Here is a 22,391-nt window from a genome sequence, read left to right as displayed (position 1 = left end):
ATGCCTCTAAACGTTCTCGTGGTTGAAGACGAACATCTGGTTGCAGATGATTTGAGAGAAACGCTGGAGCTTCTGGGCTATCAAGTCCCTGCTCTGGCAGCAACTGGCGAAGAGGCAATCCAGCAGGCAGCGCAACTTCAGCCTGATCTGGTCTTAATGGATATTCGACTGGCTGGGGCAATGGATGGAATTGAAGCATCAGAGCATATCCAATCTACGTTTCAAATTCCCGTTGTCTACCTGACCGCCAATGCTGACCGGGCAACTCTAGAACGGGTTAAAGGCACTCACCCCTATGGCTACATTCTGAAACCCTTCAATGAGACCATTCTGGCAACCACCATCGAAATTGCCCTGGCGCGCCATCGGGCAGAAAACCAGGTGTATCAAGCACTCATATCGGCTGAAAGCCATCGGAAGCGGGTAGAGTCTTACGCTCAGGTCAAGTCCGAGTATTTCTCAATGGCATCCCATGAATTTCGGAATCCCCTGGCAACGATTCAGTTTGCGGCAGATTTTTTGCAGCGTTACGGAGATCAGCTACCCGAAGACAAGAAACAGCAACACCTGGAACGAATTAAATCAGCCATTGAAAGCCTGAACTACCTGCTGGAAGACGTATTGACCCTGGAACGGATAGATTCTGGATTTCAGTTTAATCCTGTCCCTGTTAACTTAATCACTTCTTGCCAGGAGTTGATTGAAGCGTTGAAGTTTAGTGTGGGTGATCAGTACCGACTCATCTTCACCGCTAATAGTGATGACTGTAATCCCCCACTAGACGAAAAGTTGCTGTGGCACCTACTGAATAATTTGCTATCCAATGCGATTAAATACTCGCCCCAGGGCGGTACTATTTCGCTGAAACTGACTTGTCACCCCAAAACCATTTATCTGCAAGTCAAGGATGAAGGCATCGGCATCCCAGAAGAGGCTCTAGGAAATCTGTTTCAGCCCTTTCAGCGAGCCAGTAACGTCGGTAAAATTCCAGGCACCGGACTGGGGTTAGCGATCGCCAAACAATGCGTTGACCTGCACCAGGGACAAATTTTCGTCGAAAGCACTGTGGGACAGGGAACCTGTTTTACGGTTGCGTTGCCGAATGGGTGAGGGGTGAGGTGTCAGGGGTGAGGTGTTCGGCTGAGCGTTCACGTCGAAGCCGAACGGTGGTAGGTGTTTTTAGCCTTCATCCTTCATCCCCTCACTGTCCCTACTAAACAGGCTCCTGCAAAATTAGTTCCCTCCAGGTTGGCGTTTTCTAGCTCGGCACAGAGCAGGTTGGCACCTGAAAAATTGGCTCCTGCCAGGTTTGCCCCTTGGAGGTCGGCTTCCTCCAGGTTGGCTTCGGCTAATAAGGCTCCCTGCAAATCTGCCTGACTCAGGTTCGCCCCATGCAGGTTGGCACTACTCAGGTTGGCTCCCCGCAGGTCAGCACCGCGCAGGTCAACACCCTGGAGATTAACACCCATCAGATTTGCGCCACTGAGGAATGCCCCAGAGAAGGTGGATTTGTGCAGACGCGATCGCATCAGGTTTGCACCTCGCAGATTTGCGCCCCGTAGGTCAGCTTCGGTTAAATCCGCCTGCATCAGGTTTGCCCCCATCAAGTTGGCACGCAGGTCTGCCCGGACTAGCTGGCAGCCAATTAAATTCGCACCTTCTAGAGAAGCTCCGCTCAGAATTGCCTGACTCAGGTCTGCCCCGGTCAGTTTTGCCCCTGCCAGGTTAACTCCTTGAAGATTTTGACCCGACAGGTCTTCATCTTCTAAATCAGCGCCAGGAAGAAAGGTTGCCGTCAGCATTGGTTTACGATTCATCACTTAGTTTGCATTTTGTCAGGGTTTCTTATCCCTAATAGCACCCCATCCAGCAGGACAACTCGCGAATGCTATGAACAGCTTAACGTTTGAACGATTCAGATCCAAAATGTCCTGACTATACGGAGGATCTGAATAGCCGTATGAAGGGGAACAAAGTTTCAATTCATACAACCTCTAACTCATACCTGGAATCAGCCACGCCGACCAGGCGGGCGATCGCTAGAGACGCTTCTTAAAAAATACCTGTTACTGCTACAAGCTGTCAGGGAACCCTTGTAGTGCAAGGTTGGTGAATCTGCCCGGTGCATAACGCTTAAAGAACTTCAGAAGCCTAATTTAAATCAGATCTATTCCCATTATTGCGATTGTCCCGTCGATTTAGAACAGTTTGTGAATCTTTGAACGTTTCCAGCTTCAGCCTTTCAACCAGCCACCCCAAAATTAATTCTTGACAGACCACTAGCCATCCGCGCGATCGCAATTGGAAACGGGGTGTCGATATATCTCATCTAAATAAAAGCTGCTATTACGATGACTGTGTAATCCGAACGACTGCTGACTTGCCCCAGGGAAATTATGGAAGAACACAACCACCACGCCCACGAACATGGTTCTGATTGTAACCACCATGAACCCAGTACCGCCGATGCGCAGCATGCTGAACCGCTGAGGTCTACTCCGGTGCAACCGGAAGATGATTCGCTAGAGGAGCATCCCCAGTTTCTCTCTAAACAATCTCGACGAGCATTTCTGGCTTCTACAGCCGCAATGGCAGCGATCACAGCCTCCAGTTGTTCGAGCCGAGGATTTAATCGGGATCCGGAAGAAGCCAAGCAGGAAACCATTGCCGCAGGCGATGCCATCCGCAGTGCAGGCAATTTTCATACCCTCAAGGCAACCTCTAAGACGTGCTTTTGGGGCTTTTTTGACAAAACTCTTCCCCCTGTTTTGACGATTGAGTCGGGTGACATTGTCTATGTTGAATCCCTTACCCACCATGCCGGTGATGCTCCCGATCTGCTGATGGATGATGGGGTCAGAGAGGTTTATGACAAACTCACAGAGCGAGGTCCCGGGGTTCACATCATGACGGGTCCGATCGCCGTCAAAGGAGCCGAACCGGGCGATACGCTCATGGTCAGAATCCTTAACGCCCAGCCTCGCCTGCCCTACGGCAGCAACGCCGCTGCCCATTGGGGCTATCTCTACAACACCTTTAAGAAGGAACGCATCACCATTTACCGATTAGATTCTCTGGCAGGATTCGCACAGCCGATTTTTGGTTATGACTTCAAGGATCTGCCCCTCTATAACAAACCGGGACACATCACCCAGCCCAATAAAGGAGCAAGGCAGGATTTCAAAGCCAGAGTTGCGATTCCGATGCGTCCCCACTTTGGGGTCATGGGAGTTGCCCCAGCAGAAAGTGGACGAATTAACAGCATTCCTCCGGGTCCCTTTGGCGGCAACATCGACAACTGGCGCATCGGTGCGGGTGCCACGATGTACTATCCGGTGTTCAACAAAGGGGCAAACTTTTATGTGGGGGATCCCCACATGGCACAGGGGGATGCGGAGCTAGCAGGAACGGCGATCGAGGCTTCGATGAATGGCTATCTACAAATCTTTGTGCTTAAAGATTTTCCAATCACCAACCCGATCCTGGAAACCGATGCCCACTGGATTACCCACGGCTTTAACGAGGATTTGAACAAAGCCATGCGACAGTGTGCCGAGCAGATGATGGACTTTCTGCAAACGAAGAAGAAGATCAGCGCTGATGAGGCGTATAGCATCATTTCGGCAGGGGTTGACTTTGGGGTGACCCAGGTTGTGGATATTCGGCAGGGGTGTCATGCTGCCTTACCCAAAAACATCTTTCTGCCAGCGCCCTATGAAGGGTAAAGTCCGTGCCGATGCAATTTATCGTGGTGATTTGCCATTCGTGCAATGAATAGACTTATCGGGTTGGTTAGATACAGCACCCTGGCAGTTCTGGCTGGACTGATGGCAAGTTGTAACGGGGTAGGGACGGAGCCTGAGCGAGAGTTAGTCAGTAATTTCAAAGTAGCGGCGATTTTACCCACCGAAGTGGACGATCAAGCCTTGGGTGAGTCTGCCTACCAGGGGCTAAAGCTGATTGAAAAACAACTCGTTGCCAAGACTGCCTATACCAGCCAGGTTGCTGACCTGCCGACAACGCAGACGAGAAACATTTTTAGTCAGTATGCCGAACAGGGATTTGATTTTGTGATTGGTGAAAGTGGGACCTATATTCCCTCTGTGGAAGCGATCGCCCGGCAGTTTCCCCGCACAAAATTTGCGATCGTGGCTTCCTATCCAGGAAACAATTTCAATGTTGGTAGCCTCTCGTTTAGGGACGGTGAACTGGGTTATCTGTGTGGGGTCGTGGCTGCATTAAAGAGCACCACGGGCAAGATTGCGTTCATTGGCAGTGGTGATTCCCTCGATTCTAGGGAAGTGGCTCTCCTGTTTGAGCGGGGAGCAAAATCCGTCAAATCTGGTATCACGGTTCGTACCCAATGGATAGGTCGTTCAACCAATCCAACCAGGGCAAAGGAAATTGCTCAGCGCCAGATCCGCGAGGGCAGCGACGTTCTCCTGGTGAAAGCGGACCAAGCAGGAGAGGCAGTCCACCAGATGGCTGAGGAGATGAATGTGTATACGATTGGCTGGGGCAAAGACCAGTACGACCTGGCTCCGGCAGCCGTGCTGACCAGTGGCATTCAGCGGATGCCTGAGCTAATGCTGCAAGGTGCTAATCTGGTCCGCCTGGGGCGATGGGAAGGGAAACAGTACAGGTTTGGACTGCGGGAAGGGGTGCAAGATCTGGCTCCCTTTCGGGGAGCGCTTAAACCTGAGGAAGAAGCCACAGTACAACAAGTCAAAGAAGACATTCTCACTGGCAAGGTTGATGTTTCCCTGTAGGGAGGTGAGGGGAGGAGGGTGAGAGGAGAGCGGATGAAGGGGAGGGAACCAGTTTTGAGTTGAAAGTTGAGAGTTTTAGGCGGACGACTGATACCTCACACCTCACACCTATCCACCCAACCTGAGATCGCCAAGCCAAGAAAGATGGAGGAAGGTTCTCAGTGGCACGCATGTTCAAGAAAAATCATCATTCGATCGCCCACTCCAGCCGTAAACTACGCCATTTGTGGAAATCGTCGATCGCGAATCAGCTTTGTGTCGGACTCGTGTGCCTGGTGGCTTCTAGCTTGCTGGTGACGGGAGGAATGTTAATTTATTCCAGCTATGAGGTGCAGCAGCAGCAGTCAAAACTGCTGCAAAAAGAGCGATCGCGGGCAGCGGCTGAAACCATCAATGCCTACATGGATGACTTAATCCGAAAGCTGAACTATGTGGCAAGGATTCGAGGCTTAACTAACCTGCCACCGGCGATGCAACAGACTTTGTTGGAAGCATTAACCCGCAATAATGATGCCTATGAGATGGTGGCAATCGTCAACAACACTGGCACGCCGGTCTCGGTCATCACCCCCTATGCCCAGTTGCGAATTGGCAGTTTTGCCAGCACACCGTTATTTCGGCGGGCGTTTAAAGCCCAGGAAGATTTTGTCGATACGGTGGACTTTGGTGCAGACGGTAACCTTTCCACCATGCTGGCGGTTCCCATTCGGAATCAGCAAGATGTGGTAGACGGGGTTCTGGTTGCCAAAGTCAATTTACGGTTTCTGGATTTCGTCGTTTCTAAAACGGAAGTGGGGAAAACGGGCTATACCTACGTCATTGACAATCGCAATGTGGTGATTGCCAGAGCCAGAACCACAAACGATAACCGCTTTGAACTGGAGGACGTTGCCAGTCGCCCCTTTGTTAAACAACTTTCTCTGACCACTGCCACCCCACCCATGATTTATCGGGGATTGCATGATCAGGAAGTACTGGGAGCCACTGCGATCGTGCCCACGACCTTCTGGCGCGTGGTCGTAGAACTGCCGACGGAGGAAGCCTACCGAGCCATTCGCAACTCCATTTGGGCAACATCGGGCGTGCTGGGTATCGCTACTCTGGTTGCCGCTGGCTTGGGCTTCTTGATGTCTCGCCGTATCATTTCTCCCTTACAGAAACTCACCGCTGCCGCTGCTGGCATTAGTAGTGGTGACCTCAGTATCCAGGTCACCACCCGCGCCCACAACGAACTGGGGTTGCTGGCAGGCTCGTTCAACCGAATGGCACGGCAGTTGCAGGAGTCTTTCACTGCCCTGGAAAAGACAAACACAGACCTGGAACAGCGAGTTGAACAGCGCACGATGGAGTTACAGGAGGCAAAGGAAGCCGCCGATGCTGCCAACAGTGCCAAGAGTGAGTTTCTGGCAAACATGAGCCATGAATTACGCACGCCGCTCAACGGCATTCTGGGCTATGCCCAAATCCTGGAGCGATCGCCGACCATGACTGCCAAAGATCTGCGGGGCATTGAGATCGTCCGCCAGTGCAGCACCCACCTGCTCACTCTGATCAACGACGTTCTCGACATTTCCAAAATCGAAGCCCGTAAGTTAGAACTGTGCCCCACCGAGTTTCACTTTCCCTCTTTTCTCCAGGGCATCGCTGAAATTTCCCAGGTGCGAGCAGAGCAAAAGCAACTTACCTTTGTTTACCAGCTATCTCCTGAAGTGCCTGTGGGAGTCTACGCCGATGAAAAACGCCTGCGCCAGGTGTTGATTAATCTGTTGGGTAACGCCATCAAATTTACCGAAGTGGGTAGCGTTACCTTTCGAGTAGACGTGCTGGAAAAGCAGCCGTCAGGTGGTGGAGCGGGGAAAGGGATTGTGCCCACCTGCTATAAAATCCGGTTTCAGGTAGAAGACACCGGCATTGGAATGGAAACGGCACATTTAGAAAAAATCTTCCTGCCCTTCGAGCAGGTGGGTCATCTCAAACAACAGGCAGAGGGCACGGGCTTAGGGCTGGCGATTAGTCAGAAAATCATTGAAATCATGGGTTCAACCATTCAGGTTAAGAGCTATCCAGCGGAAGGCAGCATGTTCTGGATCGATCTGAACCTGACAGAAGCCAGCGAATGGGCACAGACAGGTCTGGCGCTGGATCAAAAACGAATCAAAGGCTACCAAGGTTCCAAGAAAAGGATTTTGGTGGTGGATGACAAATGGGAAAATCGCTCCGTTGTCCTGAATCTGCTGGAACCCCTGGGGTTTGACATGATCGAGGCAGATAACGCCTCCGATGCCCTCAGCAAAGCCCTGTCGTCCCAGATGGATGTGATTATTACAGAACCCCACGTGCATGGGATGGATGAACTGGAACTGATCCACAAACTCTGTGAGGCAGAAGAGTTACGGGCAACCGTGATCATCATTTCCTCTGCCAGCGTGTTTGAGAGTGACCAGCGCAAATTCTTGCAGGCGGGGGGAGCGGATTTTCTGCCTAAACCCGTCCAGGCAAACGATCTGCTCCACATTCTGCAAAAGCATCTTCACCTGGAATGGACTTATGAGCAGGATGCAGAGCCAATTACGATAATTCAAAGTTTCTCAGACACTTCAAATGCTCCCACGGCAACCATGGCACTGCCTGCCCCAGAAGACCTGACAGCTCTGTATGACCTGGCAATGAAGGGACGAGTCAAAAGCCTGATCGACCATTTAGAAACTCTGGAGCAAGCCAATTCCCACCTCACTCCCTTTGCTAATCACCTGCGCCAACTTGCTAGAGGCTTTCAGGTTCAGCGAATACGGGAATTTATTCGATCGCAAATGGCAGATTCCTCTATGGAACGATAGCAAAGAGAGCGCAAATTATGATTCAAGCACAAGAAATGGGGGTTGTTTTAGTTGTTGATGACAACCCGACTAATTTAGAAGTCCTGTCTAATGCACTGGCAAGTTTTGGCTATGAAACGGCGGTGGCAAACGATGGCGAAGGGGCGATCGCCCAAATTGCCTATGATCCTCCCGATCTGATTTTGTTAGATGTGATGATGCCGGGAATTGATGGGTTTGAAACCTGCCAGCGGTTGAAGATGAACCCGACAACCCAGGATATTCCGATTATTTTCATGACTGCCCTCTCCGACGCTGCCGATAAGGTAAAAGGGCTGAGTTTAGGCGCGGTGGACTACATTACCAAGCCGTTTCAGCAAGAGGAAGTACTGGCACGGGTCAAATTACACCTCAAACTCAAAAAACTGGCTCGTACCCTGGAGCAGCAAAATGGGCTGCTTAAAAGAGAAGTGGAAGAACGCCGGATGGCAGAAGCTTCCCTGCAACAACTGACTCAGGAGTTAGAACAACGGGTTGCAGATCGCACCGCAGACCTTTCTAAAGCCTTACATCAGATTCAGCAAACTCAGATTCAGCTCGTTCAAAGTGAAAAATTATCCAGCCTGGGTCAACTGGTGGCTGGAGTTGCCCATGAGATCAACAATCCCGTCAATTTTATTGCGGGCAACCTGACCCATATTGATGAGTACACCCAGAACCTGGTGGAGTTTATCCATCGATTTGAAGAAAATTATCCAGACCCTGCCCCTACCCTGCAACAATACCTGGAAGAAATTGACCTGGAGTTTCTCAAGGAAGACTTGCAGAAAATCGTCCGATCTATGAAGCTGGGGGTCGATCGCATCCGCCAGATTGTCCTTTCCCTGCGTAACTTCTCGCGCCTGGATGAAGCAGAGTTTAAAGCTGTCGATATTCATGAGGGCATCGACAGTACCCTGCTCATTCTGCACAACCGCTTAAAGGCAAAACCAGACCATCCTGAAATTCAGGTGATTAAGGAATATGGCAACCTGCCTGCTGTAGAGTGCTACGCCGGACAACTGAACCAGGTGTTCATGAATCTTTTAAGCAATGCGATCGATGCCTTGGAAGATAGTTCAAAGGTCAAAGGTTTGAATTCTGAGTCCAGCCAAACCCCCTCCCTCCCGACTTCCCACCCGACCATTAGCATTTACACTGAAGTGGCAGAATCCAGCTTCATTACCATCAGAATTGCGGATAACGGAACGGGAATGTCGGAAGAAGTCAGAAAGCGCCTGTTTGATCCCTTTTTTACAACGAAACCGATGGGCAAGGGAACCGGGTTGGGCCTATCGATCAGTCATCAGGTTGTGACTGAAAAACACAAAGGTTCCCTCTGGTGTGTTTCAGAACCAGGCAAGGGGTCAGAATTTTGGATTAAGTTGCCGATTCACCAGATGACCGCCGAGGCAACTGCTGCTTAGGAAGAGGAGTGAGGAGTAAGGGGTGAGGAGTTGAGCGTTGAGCAAGGGAAGGCAGGCTAGGCTTAGATCTCCGAGGTTTTCAAAACCTCGGAGGTCTGGGAGGTTCAGGTTCTGCTACCAACAACCAACAACTAACAACCAACAACCTTCCTAAAAGCCCCCAATCACCTTTGCCGCCGCCGTGACTCCGGCTCCGGGGGTAAAGTTTTCGTATCCTAGTTCTTGCAGGGTGGCTTCCAGGGCAGCGATCGCAGCGAGAATGTCGCGATCGCCGACAAAGCCCAGGTGACCAATTCGGAAAATCTTGCCCTTGAGATGATCCTGTCCGCCTGCCAGAGCAATATCAAACCGCTTCTTCATCACGGAGCGAATTTGTTCTGCTTCTACCTGCTCCGGAGCAACGGCAGTAATGGCAGTACTGGCGGCATCATCGGCAGCAAACAGCGGTAAACCTAACGCTTTAATCGCAGCACGGGTGGCATTCATGAGGCGGAGATGACGGGCAAAGATCTTCTCTAACCCTTCCGCTTTCATCATTCGCAGGGCTGCTTGCAGCGCAAAAAACAGGTTAACCGGCGGCGTAAACGGGGTGGTATGCTTGGCGGCATCTTTTTTGTACTTGCCCAGATCCAGGTAAAAACGGGGCAGTTTTGCCGTTTCATAAGCCTTCCAGGCTTTGGCACTGACCGCTACAAAGCCTAATCCAGGGGGAATCATATAACCTTTCTGAGAGCCAGAAGCGACGACATCCAACCCCCACTCATCGACCGGGACGTTGTAAGCACCCAGACTGGTCACGGTATCAACCATAATCAGCGCTTCACCATGCGCTTTGACATAGCGGTTAATAGTTTCCAGATCATTCCGAACGCCAGTCGAGGTTTCGCTATGGGTGACAATCACGGCTTTGATCGACTTTTCGGTGTCTGCTTCTAACTGGGCGCGGAATTGTTCTGGATCAAGGGCTTGCCCCCATTCCGCCGAAATAACTTCTGCCTGAACTCCGTATGCCTTGCAGACCAATGCCCAACGCTCCCCAAACTTACCATTTGTCCCCACCAGGACGCGATCGCCAGGGCTGAGAAAGTTAATGATCCCCGCTTCCATTGCTCCCGTACCACTCACCGTCAGACTCAGGACATCGTTCTGGGTTTGGTGCAACCACTTCAGGTTTTCGGTCACCTCTTCCATAATCTTCGAGAAATCACCGCTTCGGTGTCCCATTGGGTGCTTTGCCATTGCCAGCAAAACCTGCTCTGGTACCGGCGTTGGACCGGGAATCATCAGCATCAGCTTGTCGTCCATTTGTCTGCCCCTTGTCTCAAAGAAGTTCCTTTCAATTGTGCAAGATCCAGGATTACACAATTTCAGAAGGGATGCTGCTATTCCAGTTATGAAGGTGCGATAGATTTTGTGTCTGTGCTTCAGGGAACCATTGCTACCTTAATGACTTTTCGCTGCTTCATTTCTTCAAATACCTGCCCTAGCTGGCTTAGAGGTTGTTCTGCACTGATTAGCAACTCAAAGGGCAAGGTTTGACCTGCCAGTAACTTTAGAGCAGCCCGGACGTATTGGGGGGTATTGTGAAACACCCCTTTAAGAGTGAGTTCACTGTAGTGGAGTAATTCAGTATTGACCGTAATCGTCGTGTCACGGGGACAACCACCAAACAAATTCACGGTCGCCCCCGGTCGCGCACAGGCGATCGCCGTTTCCCAGACCGACGGCACACCAGTTGCTTCAATCACCACATCGGCTCCCCAACCATCCGTCAGGTCTTGCACCAGCGCAGGAATATTTTCTACCTGACGATAGTTAAAGGTTTTCACCGCTCCTAATTGTTCGCCGACTTGCAAACGGCGATCGCTGCCCCCCAACAAAAACACGTTGATATAAGGATCGGATACGCTGGAATTGAAGCCAGGGGAAGGCAGATGGCTGTTCCAGTCTCCCTGTCCCGAAGCCAGTGCCGCCACAAACATTAAGCCGATCGCCCCATCCCCCAGAACCACGACGCGATCGCCTGGTTTGACATTGGAGCGGGCGGCTCCATGCAGAACACAGGCTAAAGGTTCGGTCATCGATGCCAGTGCAAACGGTAATTCGTCGGGAATAGACAGCAAATTGTGTTGCACAATCGCAGCCGGAATTTTCAGATATTCGGCAAAGGTGCCATTGTTAAACAGCAAGTTCTGGCAGAGGGAGTACTCTTCTTTTTTACAGAAGAAACATTCCAGACAGGGCGCGGAGTTATTGGCAACCACGCGATCGCCGACCTGCCAGTCTGTCACTCCCTCACCAAGGGCAACAATTTCACCCGCCGCCTCATGTCCAAACAGGGTTGGCGGCTTTAGCATGCGGGCATGACCACCCCTGCGCCACACCTTCAAGTCTGTCCCACAGGTCGTAGCGGCTCCCACCCGAATCACTACTTCCCCTGCCGCTGGAGTCGGGTCTTCAACTTGCTCCAGACGCAGATCCTCTTGCCCGTAAAGTAGTGCTGCCAGCAAGCCTTTCAACCTCTCAGAAATTGCCACCCATCATCTTACTGGGTTTGTGTGCCTGCTGGAACCCAAATCCCACTCTCCCAGCCGGTCATTGGATGTGAAAACACAGCCATCCATTGCCACAAACATTTCTGAAAAGGCATCTGGCTGCCGGGACTGCTTTGCTGGTTTAGGCAATGTTTGACGAAATGCTTTCAAACGCAGAACGGCTTGCTTTGCCAGGGTGAGCGTACTGGCGACCACTCGCAGTAAATCTTCCTCTGCGCGTCTGAATTCTGTAATTTCAATGGCATAGAGGTAGACCAACTGAAAGGCTGGGAGTGCGTGATAGGTCAGGGCAAATATGTGGTGATGGGTGTTCACTTCGATCGCCCATTCCCGCATCCGCTGATCAAGACATGCCTCCACAATCTGAACATGCTCCGCTGGTAGAAGATCGGATTCGTTAATGTGCAAACGCTTGAGCAGCCGTTCAGCCGCTGGGTTCACTTTCAGCACGTTGCCATCGGGATTAAATACCAGAATGGGGTTGGGGTTGTTTCTAAAAAATGTGGATAGTCGCAGGATGTCTGCGTCGGCATAGTCATGGTTTAACCGGGACTGGTGCAATTGCGAATCGATAACCTGGGACGGTAGATCCGCAACCTGGTTAGGTGGCTTTTGAGCCTGTGAAGGGATTTTGTTTACCATGGGAAATTAGCTCCTCAAGTTCTACTGGACGGTGGAGTCAAGCCAGGGTAGGTGTGCTAGCCGAAACCCTGGCTTTTGCTATGGCAGCCGTGGGACTGATTTTTGAGGATGGTTTTGGGGATTGAGGTTGAAGGGTCTATCTATAGCCCCAGCCAGAAGCGTTAGACCACAAGCATGAGGTACAAACTCAGGCATACTGCCTTTTCCTCCCCCTGGCGCTTACTACGTAACACCTGTTACTGGCAGATGGGTAGCAAGGTCGCATTTATACGGAAAGGAAACCACACAAAACAATCTTTCTGTAATGCCTCTTATGTCACCCTGCTCTCTACTATGGACAACTTCTAGCCCAGGTTGGGTGATAAAGATGCTGCCAGCGTGTGAATGTAGTCTTCCTTACAGGTGATTAAAAGCTATGCTTTAGGCTGACCAGATTCACCCGATCGGGTGCCCCCTATCACTGACAACAGTAGATTCCCGGATTTGTTAAGAAAATTGGTTGAGTGACTTTCTGATTGAACCCAGTAAAACTGCGAGGGTGTTTGTCCCAGATCGAACGATCTCAGGGATACCTGTCAGCGCTAAACTAATGGACATTGGTTAAAAATCTCTAGAGTTATCTGCTTTATTCTCCAGTCGCGATCGCGGAATGACCTATGCCCAGAACTCAACGCAACGACAACTTCATTGACAAGAGCTTTACTGTGATGGCAGATATCATCCTGAAAATTCTGCCTGCGAACCAGAAAGCAAAAGAAGCCTTTGCCTACTATCGCGATGGCATGTCAGCTCAGGCGGATGGTGAATATGCAGAAGCGCTGGAAAACTACGATGAAGCGCTCAAGCTCGAAGAAGACCCCTATGATCGCAGCTATATTCTCTACAACATGGGGCTGATTCATGCCAGCAATGGAGAACATGACGTGGCGCTAGATCTCTACCATCAGGCGCTAGAGCTGAACCCCAGAATGCCCCAGGCACTCAACAATGTCGCGGTCATTTTCCACTATTTGGGAGAACGGGAAAAAGAGGCAGGCAATGGTGACGAAGCGGAAGCCTTTTTCATTCAAGCAGCCGATTACTGGAAGCGGGCGATTCGCCTTGCTCCCAATAACTACATCGAAGCCCAAAACTGGCTCAAGACCACTGGACGGTCTCAAATAGACGTTTATTTTTAAGTCATTGGTGGGTGGTTAGGGATGAGCAAACTGGTGTTACAAAGACTAAATTTTGCAACATGGGGGGTTGGGGGCGAAGCCCCCAAGAAGGGGTGGAACCCCTTCACCCTTTCAAAACTTTTTGTTTACTGTACTAGCTGCCCAGCCAATCGAAAGACTGACCTGCTAACCACTTACCAGGCATAACAAAGCCCATGCTCGATCGCGATCAAGTTCATAAAGTTGCCCATCTTGCCCGGTTAGAATTGACTTCTGAGGAAGAAGAGCGGTTTACAACCCAACTGAGTGACATTTTGCAGTACTTTGAGCAGTTGAGCGAATTGGACACCAGCAATGTACCGCCTACCACACGGGCGATCGAGGTCAGCAATGTGACCCGTACTGATGCGCTTCAGCCCTATCCAAACCGGGAAGCGATTTTAGACTGTGCCCCCGACCGGGAAGGGGATTTCTTTAAGGTGCCTAAGATCATTAATCCTGAATGAAAAATTGACGTGGCATCACTACCCAATAGAATCCTTTGGGGTCAGGGTGGGATTTGTTAAACGGTATTACGTGGCTCCCCAGTTCATTGCTTGGGAGTACTAAGATCCAAAAAGCCTGACGTGCTTTTGCCCTGGGAGTGATCTTTGATGAAACCGTCGCTGCAATGCCCCTCCTGTTCACGTCCGATTTCAGATTTAAGGGGTGTAACCTCTCAAGTCTCTTGCGCATTTTGCAAAAGTCGGTACGGGGTCGTTTATGGCAAGCTCTCGCGGCGATCGTCCATCTACGAAACTCTGCTTCACCTCTCTGCAAAATTGCCGACGTTCTACAGACGGCACTATACCTTACAGATCACCACACCCGATCGCAACCTGAAATTGCTCCAGTTTTCGGTTCCAGGCAAAACCGATGTGCTGCCGGTACAGCATGGAGATATTGTCTCTGCCCTGTATACGTTACAGGGCTATGTCATGAAAAAGCTGGTTGTGATTACCAATCACACGACAGGGAAGCGCTACATTCTACCTAACCCAATTCCCAGTACCAGCTATTTAACGGTGATTCTGGGTACTGTCATCCTCGGACTATTGATTAGCTCCTATGTGGCTGGGGTTAGCCTGTTTCTGACGGCTGCGGTCAGTGCGCTGACAGCGGTGTTGATTTTGAAAGCTACCGATACCGCTCATCTGAACAGCCCATCGTTAGAAACCCATGGACGAGAAGGAAATCGGTTGATGGCAGATCAGAAACTCTTGGCGCACAAAGCCAAGCTGGAACATCGGGTGGATGAAATCAACCATGAGTGCCAATCGACTCAGTTTTTAATTGAACAGATAGAAGACCTGAAACAAAAAATGCTGAATCTGGATCGGGATCTGTACTCGGTTCGGATCCATCGTTCAACGGGGGCTGTGGGTATTTTGAAACAGCAAATTGCGAATAACTATCGCCTGATACGGGAATACCGACGTACCCTGAAGATGATTGAGATTGAAATCGATACCTCCTGGATAGCTGACCAATTACCCAACTCCGATAACTTCACACGGGCGATCGCCCAACGATTAGCAGAACTCCAGGAAATTGAAGACCAGAACCAGTTTCTGAAGCTCCAACTGGCTGCCTATGAAGAAGTTGGCTATCAGCGAATTGGGGAGTACGAGTAGGTTTAATACTGGTTTCCAGCTTTACGATGATTGACGGCAGTCATGCCAGTGGCATCTATTACTTTGCCGGTATTAACCGTGGCATAAATTAACCAGTGATCGCCGCACTCCATCCGTTTCTTCACGGTACATTCCAGATATGCCAGAGCATCTGTCAAAATTGGGCAGTCATTGGAGGCTGTCTGAATTGCCACGCCAGCAAATCGGTCTTCACCGGGAACTTGAGGCTTGAGTAGAGAACGGGGAATAGTTTTGCCTTCCTTAAAAAGGTTGAGCACAAATTGCTCGTCTGGGGATGCCAGCATGGCACCCACCCCATCCTTCCTGACCGAGATGGTTAACCCTGGCGGACTAAAGCTAGCCTGGGACACCCAGGAAGTGAGGACACCTAGCAACGTATTACCCTGCTTTGCCGTGATCAGGCACAGTGAACCTGTGACTCTTCCCACTGCCTGGGCGGTGCGATCGGTTTGAGTCTCAACCGCCATTTGGCGGGGAGTCCGCACTTTTTTGGTTTTTTTGACTGCCTGGACAAACTCACTCCCAGCCGTTACACATTGCTGTAACGTTTCTTCCGTGGGTTTGAACTTGACCCGAATGGTGTCAAATCCAAACCGATAGCCCGCGTCCTGAAGTTTATTTTCAATCTGGTCAACCGCTTCTCCACTCCAGCCATAGGAGCCAAACACCCCTGCCACTTTGGTCTTTGCCGCAGAGGATAGGACAATTCCCAGCGCGGTTTGAATCTGGATTGGGGCATGACCCCCCAGGGTTGGCGAACCGATGACAAAGCCATCCGATCGCTCAATTGCCTGGGCAATGTCCTCCGGGTCAGTATATTCACAATTGATGGATTCAACCGCCGCCCCTGCCTCTGTAATCCCTTTCGCGATCGCCTGCGCCAGCGCTGCCGTATTGCCATACGCCGAGGTGTAAAGCATGGCAACACTTACATCCTGGCTTTGTTGCTGCTGACACCACTGACGATATTCCAGCCTTAACCGGCTGAGGCTATGGCGCACCATGGGACCATGAGCAGGGGCATAGATTTTGGTAGGCAGGGGAGCCAACCGATCCAGAACCGTTTCAACCTGGGTTGCCTGAGCCGCATGGAGGCAATCGAAGTAGTAACGCCGATCGTCTTCATATTGTTTCCAGTGTTCGTCCATGACCGATTCATCACAGACGTGTGCCCCAAAGAGCTTGTCAGTAAATAAAATGCGCGTAGTCGGGTCATAGATGCAGAGCGCATCCGGGTGGCGGGGCGTTGGCACAAAACGGAACTGAAGTTCGTGACCATCTCCCAAGTCAATGACTTCCTCATCCCGAACGATATGCACCTGGAGTGTCCGGTTTGCCGCATACTCAATCCCTAAGTCCAGCGCTTGATCATCAATCATTGCCGGAACTACCTGCTCCACCAGGGTCGATCGCAGTGTCAGGGCACCCGGTTTGGAGCAAATGACTGTGGTGTAAGGGGCTAACTCCAGTAACCGTTTCAGGGTCGCAATCCGGTTGGGGTTGACATGACTCAGAATAATGTAATTCAGCCGTTGAAGATATTGGTACTGTTGCAACTCATCCAAAAAGAGGTCAGTAAAGGACTCTCCTGGTGGGTCAATCAGAGCAGACTCCCGTGCCTGAATCAGATAAGCGTTTGCAGTCGTTCCTTTCTGCCGAGCATATTCCACCTCAAACTTAAGCCGATCCCAGGTGCGCGATCGCAGCACCAATGTATTGGTCCCAATTTCAGCCGTTTGGACATCGCGAGGCTTGGAGGTGAGAGAGGAAGGATGAGGGGTGAGGAGAGTCATGGTAAGGGATGGGAGGGGGAGCAGAGGGGCACGAGTGAGGGGAAGAAATTAAAAGTTGAGAGTTGAAAGTTTGGAACTCAGAGTTTATAGGGAATGGGTAATCGGTTGGGTTTGTCAATTGGTTTGTGTCAATTTTGGAAAGGTAGTCGAGGGAGTCAGGGGTTCAAGGAGTTAAGGCACAGTCTTTAAGGCTTACCCAATCGGTTGTCGTTTGTCCTTTGTCATTCATCCTTGGTGCTCTGTAAAATCCCAATGACCAATGACTAATGATCAATGACCAATTAATCCAGAACTACTAACCACTAACCACTGACTAACCACCACCAACCAACAACTAACAACCCCTTTCCCCTCTCCCCTCACTCATCAATAGTGATTCCCCACCTTACGATGGTGGACGGCTGTCAGGGCATCGGTGCTGGAAACACGCCCCGTTTCTACAGAGCTGTAAACTAGCCAGTGGTCGTTGCAGTCCAGGCGGCTGATGACTTCGCACTCCAGGTATGCCAGGGCATCTGCCAGGATGGGAGAGCCGTTATTGGCGGGATAGGTTTTGACCCCTTCAAATCGGTCAGCACCGGGGGGAAATCGCTTGAGGAAGTGTTTCATTAAGGGCTGGTAGTTGCCCTCCTGAAGAACGTTGAGGATGAAGCGATCGCCCACATGCATGAATGATTCAATTGCCCGATCTTTGGCAACCGCGATTGTAATCCCTAACGGTTCCAGGCTTGCCTGTGCCACCCAGGATGCCAGCATGGCACTGGAGGCATCACCTTTTTTTGCGGTGATGATGTAGAGTCCACCGCTGATCCGACCCAGGGCTTTGTCCAGATCGCTGTTGAGGGACTTCATTTGTTTGATGCTGCGATCGCGGGTAAGCCACTGTCCCAGGTCGGTTCCGGCTTCATCACAAAGCTGATAGGTGTTTTCGGTGGGGGTTTCCTTAATCAAGATAGGAGGAAACCCTTCGCTCAACCCCAGTTCCTGAAATCGGTTCCGTAATGGGTAAACCGACTCATCATCCCCCCCGCCAGATTCAAACAAGCCGAAGGACTGTTTACTGTTCGCTTCAGCCAGAATGGTGCTTAATACGGTTTGAGTGGTTGCCGATTGGGATTGAGGTGGCATCCCAATCACGATGCCCGCAGCAATGTCAATTAACTCGCGGACATCCTGGGGTTCAACCGCGCGGAAATCCACCTGCTCGACAGCAACTCCGGTTTTAGCAATTCCCTGGGCAATGGCATGGACCAGGCGATCGCTGTGCCCATACTCCGACATATGAAACAAAACCACAGTGGTTTCTGCCTTTGCCTTTGCCTGACTCCATTCCTTGTAGCGTCCGACCAACTCAGAAACATGGTGTTGTAGCAGGGGACCATGCCCGGTGGCAATTTGAGCGATCGCCGGTAATTCATTCATCCGCTTGATGGCAGACAGTACCGATCGGGCATTCGGTTCCATCAGGCATTCGTAGTAGGTGCGGAAGTCGGGGTTGAGCAGTTCCAGGTCTTCGTCGTAGGTGCAGTCGTCGCAGAAGTGCATCCCAAAGGCATCACAGGTAAACAATACCTGGGTCTTGTGGTCGTAGGTAAAGATAGTGTCGGGCCAATGCAGGTTAGGGGCAGAAACAAATTCCAGATCGTGACCATTACCCAGGTCGAGGTGTTCTCCACTCTTGACCAGTTTGCGCTTAAACGGCTGATGCACCAGGTCTTCCAGGAATTGGATGGCGACTTTTGCTCCGACTACGGTTGCTTGGGGAGCCAACTTCAAAACATCTGCGACCAAACCACTGTGGTCTGGTTCGGTATGGCTGATGATGATGTAGTCAATCTGGGTCGGGTCAATCAACCCGGTCAAGGTATCCAGGTAAGGCTGGCGAAACTTTTCGTGGGAGGTGTCCACCAGGGCAATCTTCTCTCCCCGAATTAAGAAAGAGTTGTAGGTGGTGCCGTTTTGCAGGGCAAATTCAATGTCGAAGCGATCGCGATCCCAGTCGAGGCAGCGAATGGCAGTGGTGTCCGTTGCAATATCAATCGTTTCCAGGGTCAGTCTGGATTGAACTCGTTCTGGAGTGAGTGCGATCATTAAACTGCCTCCTGCTCAAAATCGTAATGTTTGCAACATTCCTTTCCTATTATTGATGCAAACGCCCCCATTGTGTAAAGTTTTGTTAGGTAAAGTTACTTATTAGCCAGTCTTATCAACCTCGTTGCATCGAGCAGGCAACGGTTATTACAGAAGACTGATTCAAGCATAAACCTCTGTCCAGATCCCCAGCACCTTAAAGATGCCGGGGATCTAAATCCCTCAGTTCAGCGCCATTCACCTGATGGACAAATCCACTCCTACGGAAATTTCCAGCAATGAAAATACCAACTTATAGTGCGTTACGCTTCGCTTTAGCGTAGCCATGCCCGCAGGGCTGGCACCTTACAGCAGTTTTCCAGATGCGTAGACCACAGCAAAGACGGGGAGTAGGGAGTGGGGAGTAGGGAATCGTGTGGCTTAACCAAGTGAAAATCGCTGTAAGACGGGTGTATTGTTTTGGAGAAATCTCCTAGTAAGACTTTGAATTTCTGGGCACAAACCCTTGAGCCAATCCTCTTCATCTAACAGCAACTCTGGCGATCGCCCAGTCCTTCCCATGACCAGAAACTCCTGGTTGGCACTGGTGATTGGCAATTCCCGCTTGCACTGGGCGATCTTCTGTAAAGATCAACTCCTATCTACCTGGGACACCCCCCATCTATCTTCCCTGGCGGAAGGGATTGGCATCATTGCCAACCATATTGACATTTCCTTAATCTCTCCCGAACTCTGGATTGCCTCGGTTGTGCCATCTCAGAGTGACCTCTGGCAAGATTACTTTCCTGTCCGCTTTCTGACTCTGGAACAGGTACCCCTGAAGGAGACTTACCCTACCCTTGGCATCGATCGCGCCCTGGCGTTGTGGGGTGCCATTTCTACCATCGGTAATCCGGTTTTAGTCATTGATGCGGGTACCGCCCTCACCTTTACCGGAGCCGATCGCCACCGTCGACTGATTGGCGGAGCCATTCTGCCCGGTCTACGCCTGCAATTTCAATCCCTGGTACAGGAAACCGCTGCCTTACCCGCACTCCCTACTCCCCACTCCCCACTCCCCACTCCCCTCCCCGATCGCTGGGCACGCACCACCGACAGTGCGATCGCCAGTGGCATCCTCCATACCCTACTGGCAGGCATTCAATCCTTTGTTGAAAACTGGTGGCAGCAATTTCCAGACAGCCCAGTGGTATTAACTGGCGGCGACGGTGAATTCCTGTATCACTGCTTGACCGCCCATTGGCACAAACTTTCCAGTGGAGAGACCCCCAACCTGATAGCGAAAATCAGCCTGAATCCCCACATCATTTTTGCAGGCATCAGTATGATCAGGAACCAGCGGTAGCGGTGAGGGGCAGATGAGTAGGGGGGATGAGAGTTGCCTCTGTCCCACACGGCATTCTTTCTAACTCAAAACTCTCAACTCAAAACTCTCAACTTTCCACTCCTCACCCTTTGCCTGTCACTGCAATAAATTCCCGAATCCTTTCTGCAACCTGGTCAGGATGGGTTTCTAAAATATTCTCACCAGCCTGGAGGATTTGTTCAAGCTTGGCTTTGGGAGTCAGTTGGGTGTAAGCCTGATTTAAGGAAGCAGAAATGGTGTGATCCTGTTGACCTTGTAAAACCAGTACCGGAATTTTTAGCCAGCGCAACCGATCGTCCAAATACTCTGCTTTTACTTCGGATCGGCGGCGGTAGAACAGTAATTTGCAGGCGGGAAGAGACTCTAATAACTGTCTGCGTTGGTGCAGCAGGCGCTCAATCACTCGAAATTTGAAGAATTTGCTCAGGGGGAGGAGCGATCGCAGCCCCCACTCTATCCAGGGAGCCAGGAGCAACCGTGATGAGGACCAGCGATCGCCTTTCTGGCGAATTTGTACTCCTTCGGAACCCAGCAGCACAAGCCCTGCCACCTGCTTGGAATACTTGAGGGCAAAGCTGGCAGCTACCCATCCTCCCAGCGAATGCCCTACGAGGTAAACTTTTGGCAGTTTTAACGCCTTCACCCACTCCGCCAGACAGTCCACCTCCAGATCAATGGAGTAATGGATATTGGGGTTTTCTGACTCGCCAAATCCTAAAAGATCCGGTGCCAGACAGTGATAGTCCAGGCTTAACTGTTCAATCACAGCCATCCACTGGCTGCTTTCCTGCCAGGAACCATGCAAAAACACCAGGGCAGTACCTTGACCGACTTCGCGCCAGAAGACTAACCCTTGAGATAGCTTGATACGAGAGTTTCGGACTGGTAGAGCCATCCTGATTGAGCCATGCATTCCCTGTACCCTATCACTTTTCAAAACTACAAAATCGCCTAAGCCAGTGTGGTCAACCCATTGAAATAGTCTTGCAACTGGCGATCGTGGTCGTGGGAAAGGGTACCAATGGGCAGAGAATTGGGAGAAAATGCCTGCACATCGGCAATTTCCATCGTGTCCTGAACCTGCATCTCTCCGTGGGCCTCCACCTCAATCACGACACAGATGGAATGAACCCGTGGGTCCCGTTCTGGAGAGGAATAGACACCGACCAGACGGCGAATGGTTGATAATTGCAACCCGGTTTCCTCCTCCAATTCCCGCTGAACCGTTGTGGGAATGTCTTCGCCCCAGTTGACCATGCCACCGGGCAACCCCCACATGCCGTTATCGCGCCGCCGAATCAGCACGATGCGACCATCCGGCAGAATGGGAATGATGCTGGTTCCCATGACCGGATGGCGGAATAGAATACCCAGAACTGTTTGTGTAAAGTGCCACCATCGACGCATAAATTAAGGCTATTTAGCAGAAACTCCTACTAGCGATCGCAAGCAGATGCCCAGGTTTGTATAAAACCCTTTCAGAACCATTACTAAAACATTGCAATGTCTCAGGTGAGATCAGCCAGAATTGCTTCAGCATGATTGTCGGGCTTGACTTTGGTATAAATCTTTTCAATCGTACCATCTGAGTCGATAAGGAAAGTGTTGCGGCTAATGCCCATATACTCCTTGCCCATAAACTTTTTCAGTCCATAGCTGCCGTAGGTTTCAGCCACTTTACCCCCTTCATCAATCAGCAGGGGAAAGGGAAGGTCATACTTGGTGGCAAATTTTTCATGGGATTTGGCATCGTCCGTGCTAACACCCAAAACCACCACATCTTTTCCCTGAAACTCTGTGTAGGAGTCACGAAAATTGCAAGCTTCTTTGGTGCAACCTGGAGTGTTGTCACGCGGGTAAAAGTAAAGTACAACTCGCTTGCCTTTCAAGTCAGACAGATTCACGATATTGCCTTTAGCGTCAGACAAGCTGAAATCAGGGGCGCGATCGCCAACTTTAAGAGACATAGGTACAAGGATGAAGGATGAGGTATGAATGATGAATGACTGGGCTGGATAAAGCTTGAACCAGGTTGAGGGATC

The 22,391-nt window shown here is 50.8% G+C and carries 18 protein-coding genes and 1 pseudogene; 10 read left to right on the top strand and 9 right to left on the bottom strand.

The window, feature by feature from the left end; all coding sequences use genetic code 11:
* Nucleotides 1–1,110 carry a hybrid sensor histidine kinase/response regulator gene (locus tag AC1S52_RS21010; RefSeq protein ID WP_482031003.1) on the top strand — a complete coding sequence of 370 codons (1,110 nt, stop codon included), beginning with the start codon at nt 1–3 and terminating at the stop codon, nt 1,108–1,110.
* 83 nt (nt 1,111–1,193) lie between these two features.
* On the opposite strand, the gene AC1S52_RS21005 is transcribed toward AC1S52_RS21010, so the two are convergent.
* The gene (locus tag AC1S52_RS21005; RefSeq protein WP_482031002.1) at nt 1,194–1,817 is read right to left on the bottom strand and encodes a pentapeptide repeat-containing protein; all 624 of its coding nucleotides are present in this window, start codon (nt 1,815–1,817) and stop codon (nt 1,194–1,196) included.
* 579 nt (nt 1,818–2,396) lie between these two features.
* Here AC1S52_RS21005 and AC1S52_RS21000 point away from each other — a divergent pair.
* From AC1S52_RS21000 to AC1S52_RS20980, 5 genes and pseudogenes are all read left to right on the top strand, one after another.
* Entirely contained in the window at nt 2,397–3,725 is a 1,329-nt protein-coding gene (locus AC1S52_RS21000) for an acetamidase/formamidase family protein (RefSeq protein ID WP_482031001.1), read from the top strand.
* Between the two features lie 45 nt (nt 3,726–3,770).
* Nucleotides 3,771–4,769, top strand: a complete 999-nt coding sequence (locus AC1S52_RS20995) for a BMP family protein (protein WP_482031000.1) — start codon at nt 3,771–3,773, stop codon at nt 4,767–4,769.
* Between the two features lie 170 nt (nt 4,770–4,939).
* Entirely contained in the window at nt 4,940–7,606 is a 2,667-nt protein-coding gene (locus AC1S52_RS20990) for a hybrid sensor histidine kinase/response regulator (protein WP_482031029.1), read from the top strand.
* 17 nt (nt 7,607–7,623) lie between these two features.
* A pseudogene (locus AC1S52_RS20985) lies at nt 7,624–8,001 on the top strand (response regulator); the annotation flags it as partial.
* Between the two features lie 69 nt (nt 8,002–8,070).
* On the top strand, nt 8,071–9,051 hold the full coding sequence (locus AC1S52_RS20980) for a sensor histidine kinase (protein ID WP_482031028.1): 981 nt from the start codon (nt 8,071–8,073) through the stop codon (nt 9,049–9,051).
* A 150-nt stretch (nt 9,052–9,201) separates the two neighbouring features.
* On the opposite strand, the gene AC1S52_RS20975 is transcribed toward AC1S52_RS20980, so the two are convergent.
* From AC1S52_RS20975 to AC1S52_RS20965, 3 genes are all read right to left on the bottom strand, one after another.
* Nucleotides 9,202–10,356 carry a pyridoxal-phosphate-dependent aminotransferase family protein gene (locus tag AC1S52_RS20975; protein ID WP_482030999.1) on the bottom strand — a complete coding sequence of 385 codons (1,155 nt, stop codon included), beginning with the start codon at nt 10,354–10,356 and terminating at the stop codon, nt 9,202–9,204.
* Between the two features lie 119 nt (nt 10,357–10,475).
* Nucleotides 10,476–11,588, bottom strand: a complete 1,113-nt coding sequence (locus tag AC1S52_RS20970) for a zinc-dependent alcohol dehydrogenase (protein ID WP_482030998.1) — start codon at nt 11,586–11,588, stop codon at nt 10,476–10,478.
* 3 nt (nt 11,589–11,591) lie between these two features.
* A complete protein-coding gene (locus tag AC1S52_RS20965; protein ID WP_482030997.1) occupies nt 11,592–12,248 on the bottom strand; it encodes a PAS domain-containing protein in 657 nt (218 codons plus the stop codon).
* A gap of 656 nt (nt 12,249–12,904) precedes the next feature.
* On the opposite strand from AC1S52_RS20965, the gene AC1S52_RS20960 reads away from it, so the two are divergent.
* The 3 genes from AC1S52_RS20960 (at nt 12,905) to AC1S52_RS20950 (ending at nt 15,078) form a co-directional block, all read left to right on the top strand.
* Nucleotides 12,905–13,426: a photosystem I assembly protein Ycf3 gene (locus AC1S52_RS20960; RefSeq protein WP_482030996.1), complete on the top strand. Its 522-nt coding sequence runs from the start codon at nt 12,905–12,907 to the stop codon at nt 13,424–13,426.
* Nucleotides 13,427–13,620: 194 nt separating this feature from the next.
* Nucleotides 13,621–13,911 (top strand): Asp-tRNA(Asn)/Glu-tRNA(Gln) amidotransferase subunit GatC, encoded by a 291-nt coding sequence (gene gatC, locus AC1S52_RS20955; protein WP_482030995.1) that lies wholly within the window; start codon nt 13,621–13,623, stop codon nt 13,909–13,911.
* 147 nt (nt 13,912–14,058) lie between these two features.
* Nucleotides 14,059–15,078, top strand: coding sequence for a hypothetical protein (locus tag AC1S52_RS20950; RefSeq protein WP_482030994.1), 1,020 nt, complete (start codon nt 14,059–14,061; stop codon nt 15,076–15,078).
* A gap of 2 nt (nt 15,079–15,080) precedes the next feature.
* On the opposite strand, the gene AC1S52_RS20945 is transcribed toward AC1S52_RS20950, so the two are convergent.
* Both AC1S52_RS20945 and AC1S52_RS20940 read right to left on the bottom strand, forming a co-directional pair.
* Nucleotides 15,081–16,892, bottom strand: coding sequence for a diflavin flavoprotein (locus AC1S52_RS20945; RefSeq protein ID WP_482030993.1), 1,812 nt, complete (start codon nt 16,890–16,892; stop codon nt 15,081–15,083).
* 366 nt (nt 16,893–17,258) lie between these two features.
* Nucleotides 17,259–18,983 carry a diflavin flavoprotein gene (locus AC1S52_RS20940; protein WP_482030992.1) on the bottom strand — a complete coding sequence of 575 codons (1,725 nt, stop codon included), beginning with the start codon at nt 18,981–18,983 and terminating at the stop codon, nt 17,259–17,261.
* Nucleotides 18,984–19,488: 505 nt separating this feature from the next.
* Between AC1S52_RS20940 and AC1S52_RS20935 the strand changes: the two genes are divergently transcribed.
* Nucleotides 19,489–20,328: a pantothenate kinase gene (locus tag AC1S52_RS20935; RefSeq protein WP_482030991.1), complete on the top strand. Its 840-nt coding sequence runs from the start codon at nt 19,489–19,491 to the stop codon at nt 20,326–20,328.
* 103 nt (nt 20,329–20,431) lie between these two features.
* On the opposite strand, the gene AC1S52_RS20930 is transcribed toward AC1S52_RS20935, so the two are convergent.
* The 3 genes from AC1S52_RS20930 to bcp all read right to left on the bottom strand — a co-directional run bounded on the left by AC1S52_RS20930 (nt 20,432) and on the right by bcp (nt 22,316).
* Nucleotides 20,432–21,244 carry an alpha/beta fold hydrolase gene (locus AC1S52_RS20930; protein WP_482030990.1) on the bottom strand — a complete coding sequence of 271 codons (813 nt, stop codon included), beginning with the start codon at nt 21,242–21,244 and terminating at the stop codon, nt 20,432–20,434.
* Nucleotides 21,245–21,300: 56 nt separating this feature from the next.
* Nucleotides 21,301–21,756, bottom strand: a complete 456-nt coding sequence (locus AC1S52_RS20925) for an NUDIX hydrolase (RefSeq protein WP_482030989.1) — start codon at nt 21,754–21,756, stop codon at nt 21,301–21,303.
* Between the two features lie 101 nt (nt 21,757–21,857).
* Entirely contained in the window at nt 21,858–22,316 is a 459-nt protein-coding gene (bcp, locus tag AC1S52_RS20920; protein WP_482030988.1) for a thioredoxin-dependent thiol peroxidase, read from the bottom strand.
* Nucleotides 22,317–22,391 lie beyond the last annotated feature (75 nt).

This window comes from Kovacikia sp. CALU 1929 (assembly GCF_056784235.1).
This window is presented reverse-complemented; position numbering and strand designations above follow the sequence as displayed.

What these genes read in the sequence shown, in the direction of transcription:
- AC1S52_RS21010 (WP_482031003.1), top strand. Translation starts at nt 1, where the DNA reads ATGCCTCTAAACGTTCTCGTGGTTGAAGACGAACATCTGGTTGCAGAT.
- AC1S52_RS21005 (WP_482031002.1), bottom strand. Translation starts at nt 1,817, where the DNA reads ATGAATCGTAAACCAATGCTGACGGCAACCTTTCTTCCTGGCGCTGAT.
- AC1S52_RS21000 (WP_482031001.1), top strand. Translation starts at nt 2,397, where the DNA reads ATGGAAGAACACAACCACCACGCCCACGAACATGGTTCTGATTGTAAC.
- AC1S52_RS20995 (WP_482031000.1), top strand. Translation starts at nt 3,771, where the DNA reads ATGAATAGACTTATCGGGTTGGTTAGATACAGCACCCTGGCAGTTCTG.
- AC1S52_RS20990 (WP_482031029.1), top strand. Translation starts at nt 4,940, where the DNA reads ATGTTCAAGAAAAATCATCATTCGATCGCCCACTCCAGCCGTAAACTA.
- AC1S52_RS20980 (WP_482031028.1), top strand. Translation starts at nt 8,071, where the DNA reads ATGGCAGAAGCTTCCCTGCAACAACTGACTCAGGAGTTAGAACAACGG.
- AC1S52_RS20975 (WP_482030999.1), bottom strand. Translation starts at nt 10,356, where the DNA reads ATGGACGACAAGCTGATGCTGATGATTCCCGGTCCAACGCCGGTACCA.
- AC1S52_RS20965 (WP_482030997.1), bottom strand. Translation starts at nt 12,248, where the DNA reads ATGGTAAACAAAATCCCTTCACAGGCTCAAAAGCCACCTAACCAGGTT.
- AC1S52_RS20960 (WP_482030996.1), top strand. Translation starts at nt 12,905, where the DNA reads ATGCCCAGAACTCAACGCAACGACAACTTCATTGACAAGAGCTTTACT.
- gatC (WP_482030995.1), top strand. Translation starts at nt 13,621, where the DNA reads ATGCTCGATCGCGATCAAGTTCATAAAGTTGCCCATCTTGCCCGGTTA.
- AC1S52_RS20950 (WP_482030994.1), top strand. Translation starts at nt 14,059, where the DNA reads ATGAAACCGTCGCTGCAATGCCCCTCCTGTTCACGTCCGATTTCAGAT.
- AC1S52_RS20945 (WP_482030993.1), bottom strand. Translation starts at nt 16,892, where the DNA reads ATGACTCTCCTCACCCCTCATCCTTCCTCTCTCACCTCCAAGCCTCGC.
- AC1S52_RS20940 (WP_482030992.1), bottom strand. Translation starts at nt 18,983, where the DNA reads ATGATCGCACTCACTCCAGAACGAGTTCAATCCAGACTGACCCTGGAA.
- AC1S52_RS20930 (WP_482030990.1), bottom strand. Translation starts at nt 21,244, where the DNA reads ATGGCTCTACCAGTCCGAAACTCTCGTATCAAGCTATCTCAAGGGTTA.
- AC1S52_RS20925 (WP_482030989.1), bottom strand. Translation starts at nt 21,756, where the DNA reads ATGCGTCGATGGTGGCACTTTACACAAACAGTTCTGGGTATTCTATTC.
- bcp (WP_482030988.1), bottom strand. Translation starts at nt 22,316, where the DNA reads ATGTCTCTTAAAGTTGGCGATCGCGCCCCTGATTTCAGCTTGTCTGAC.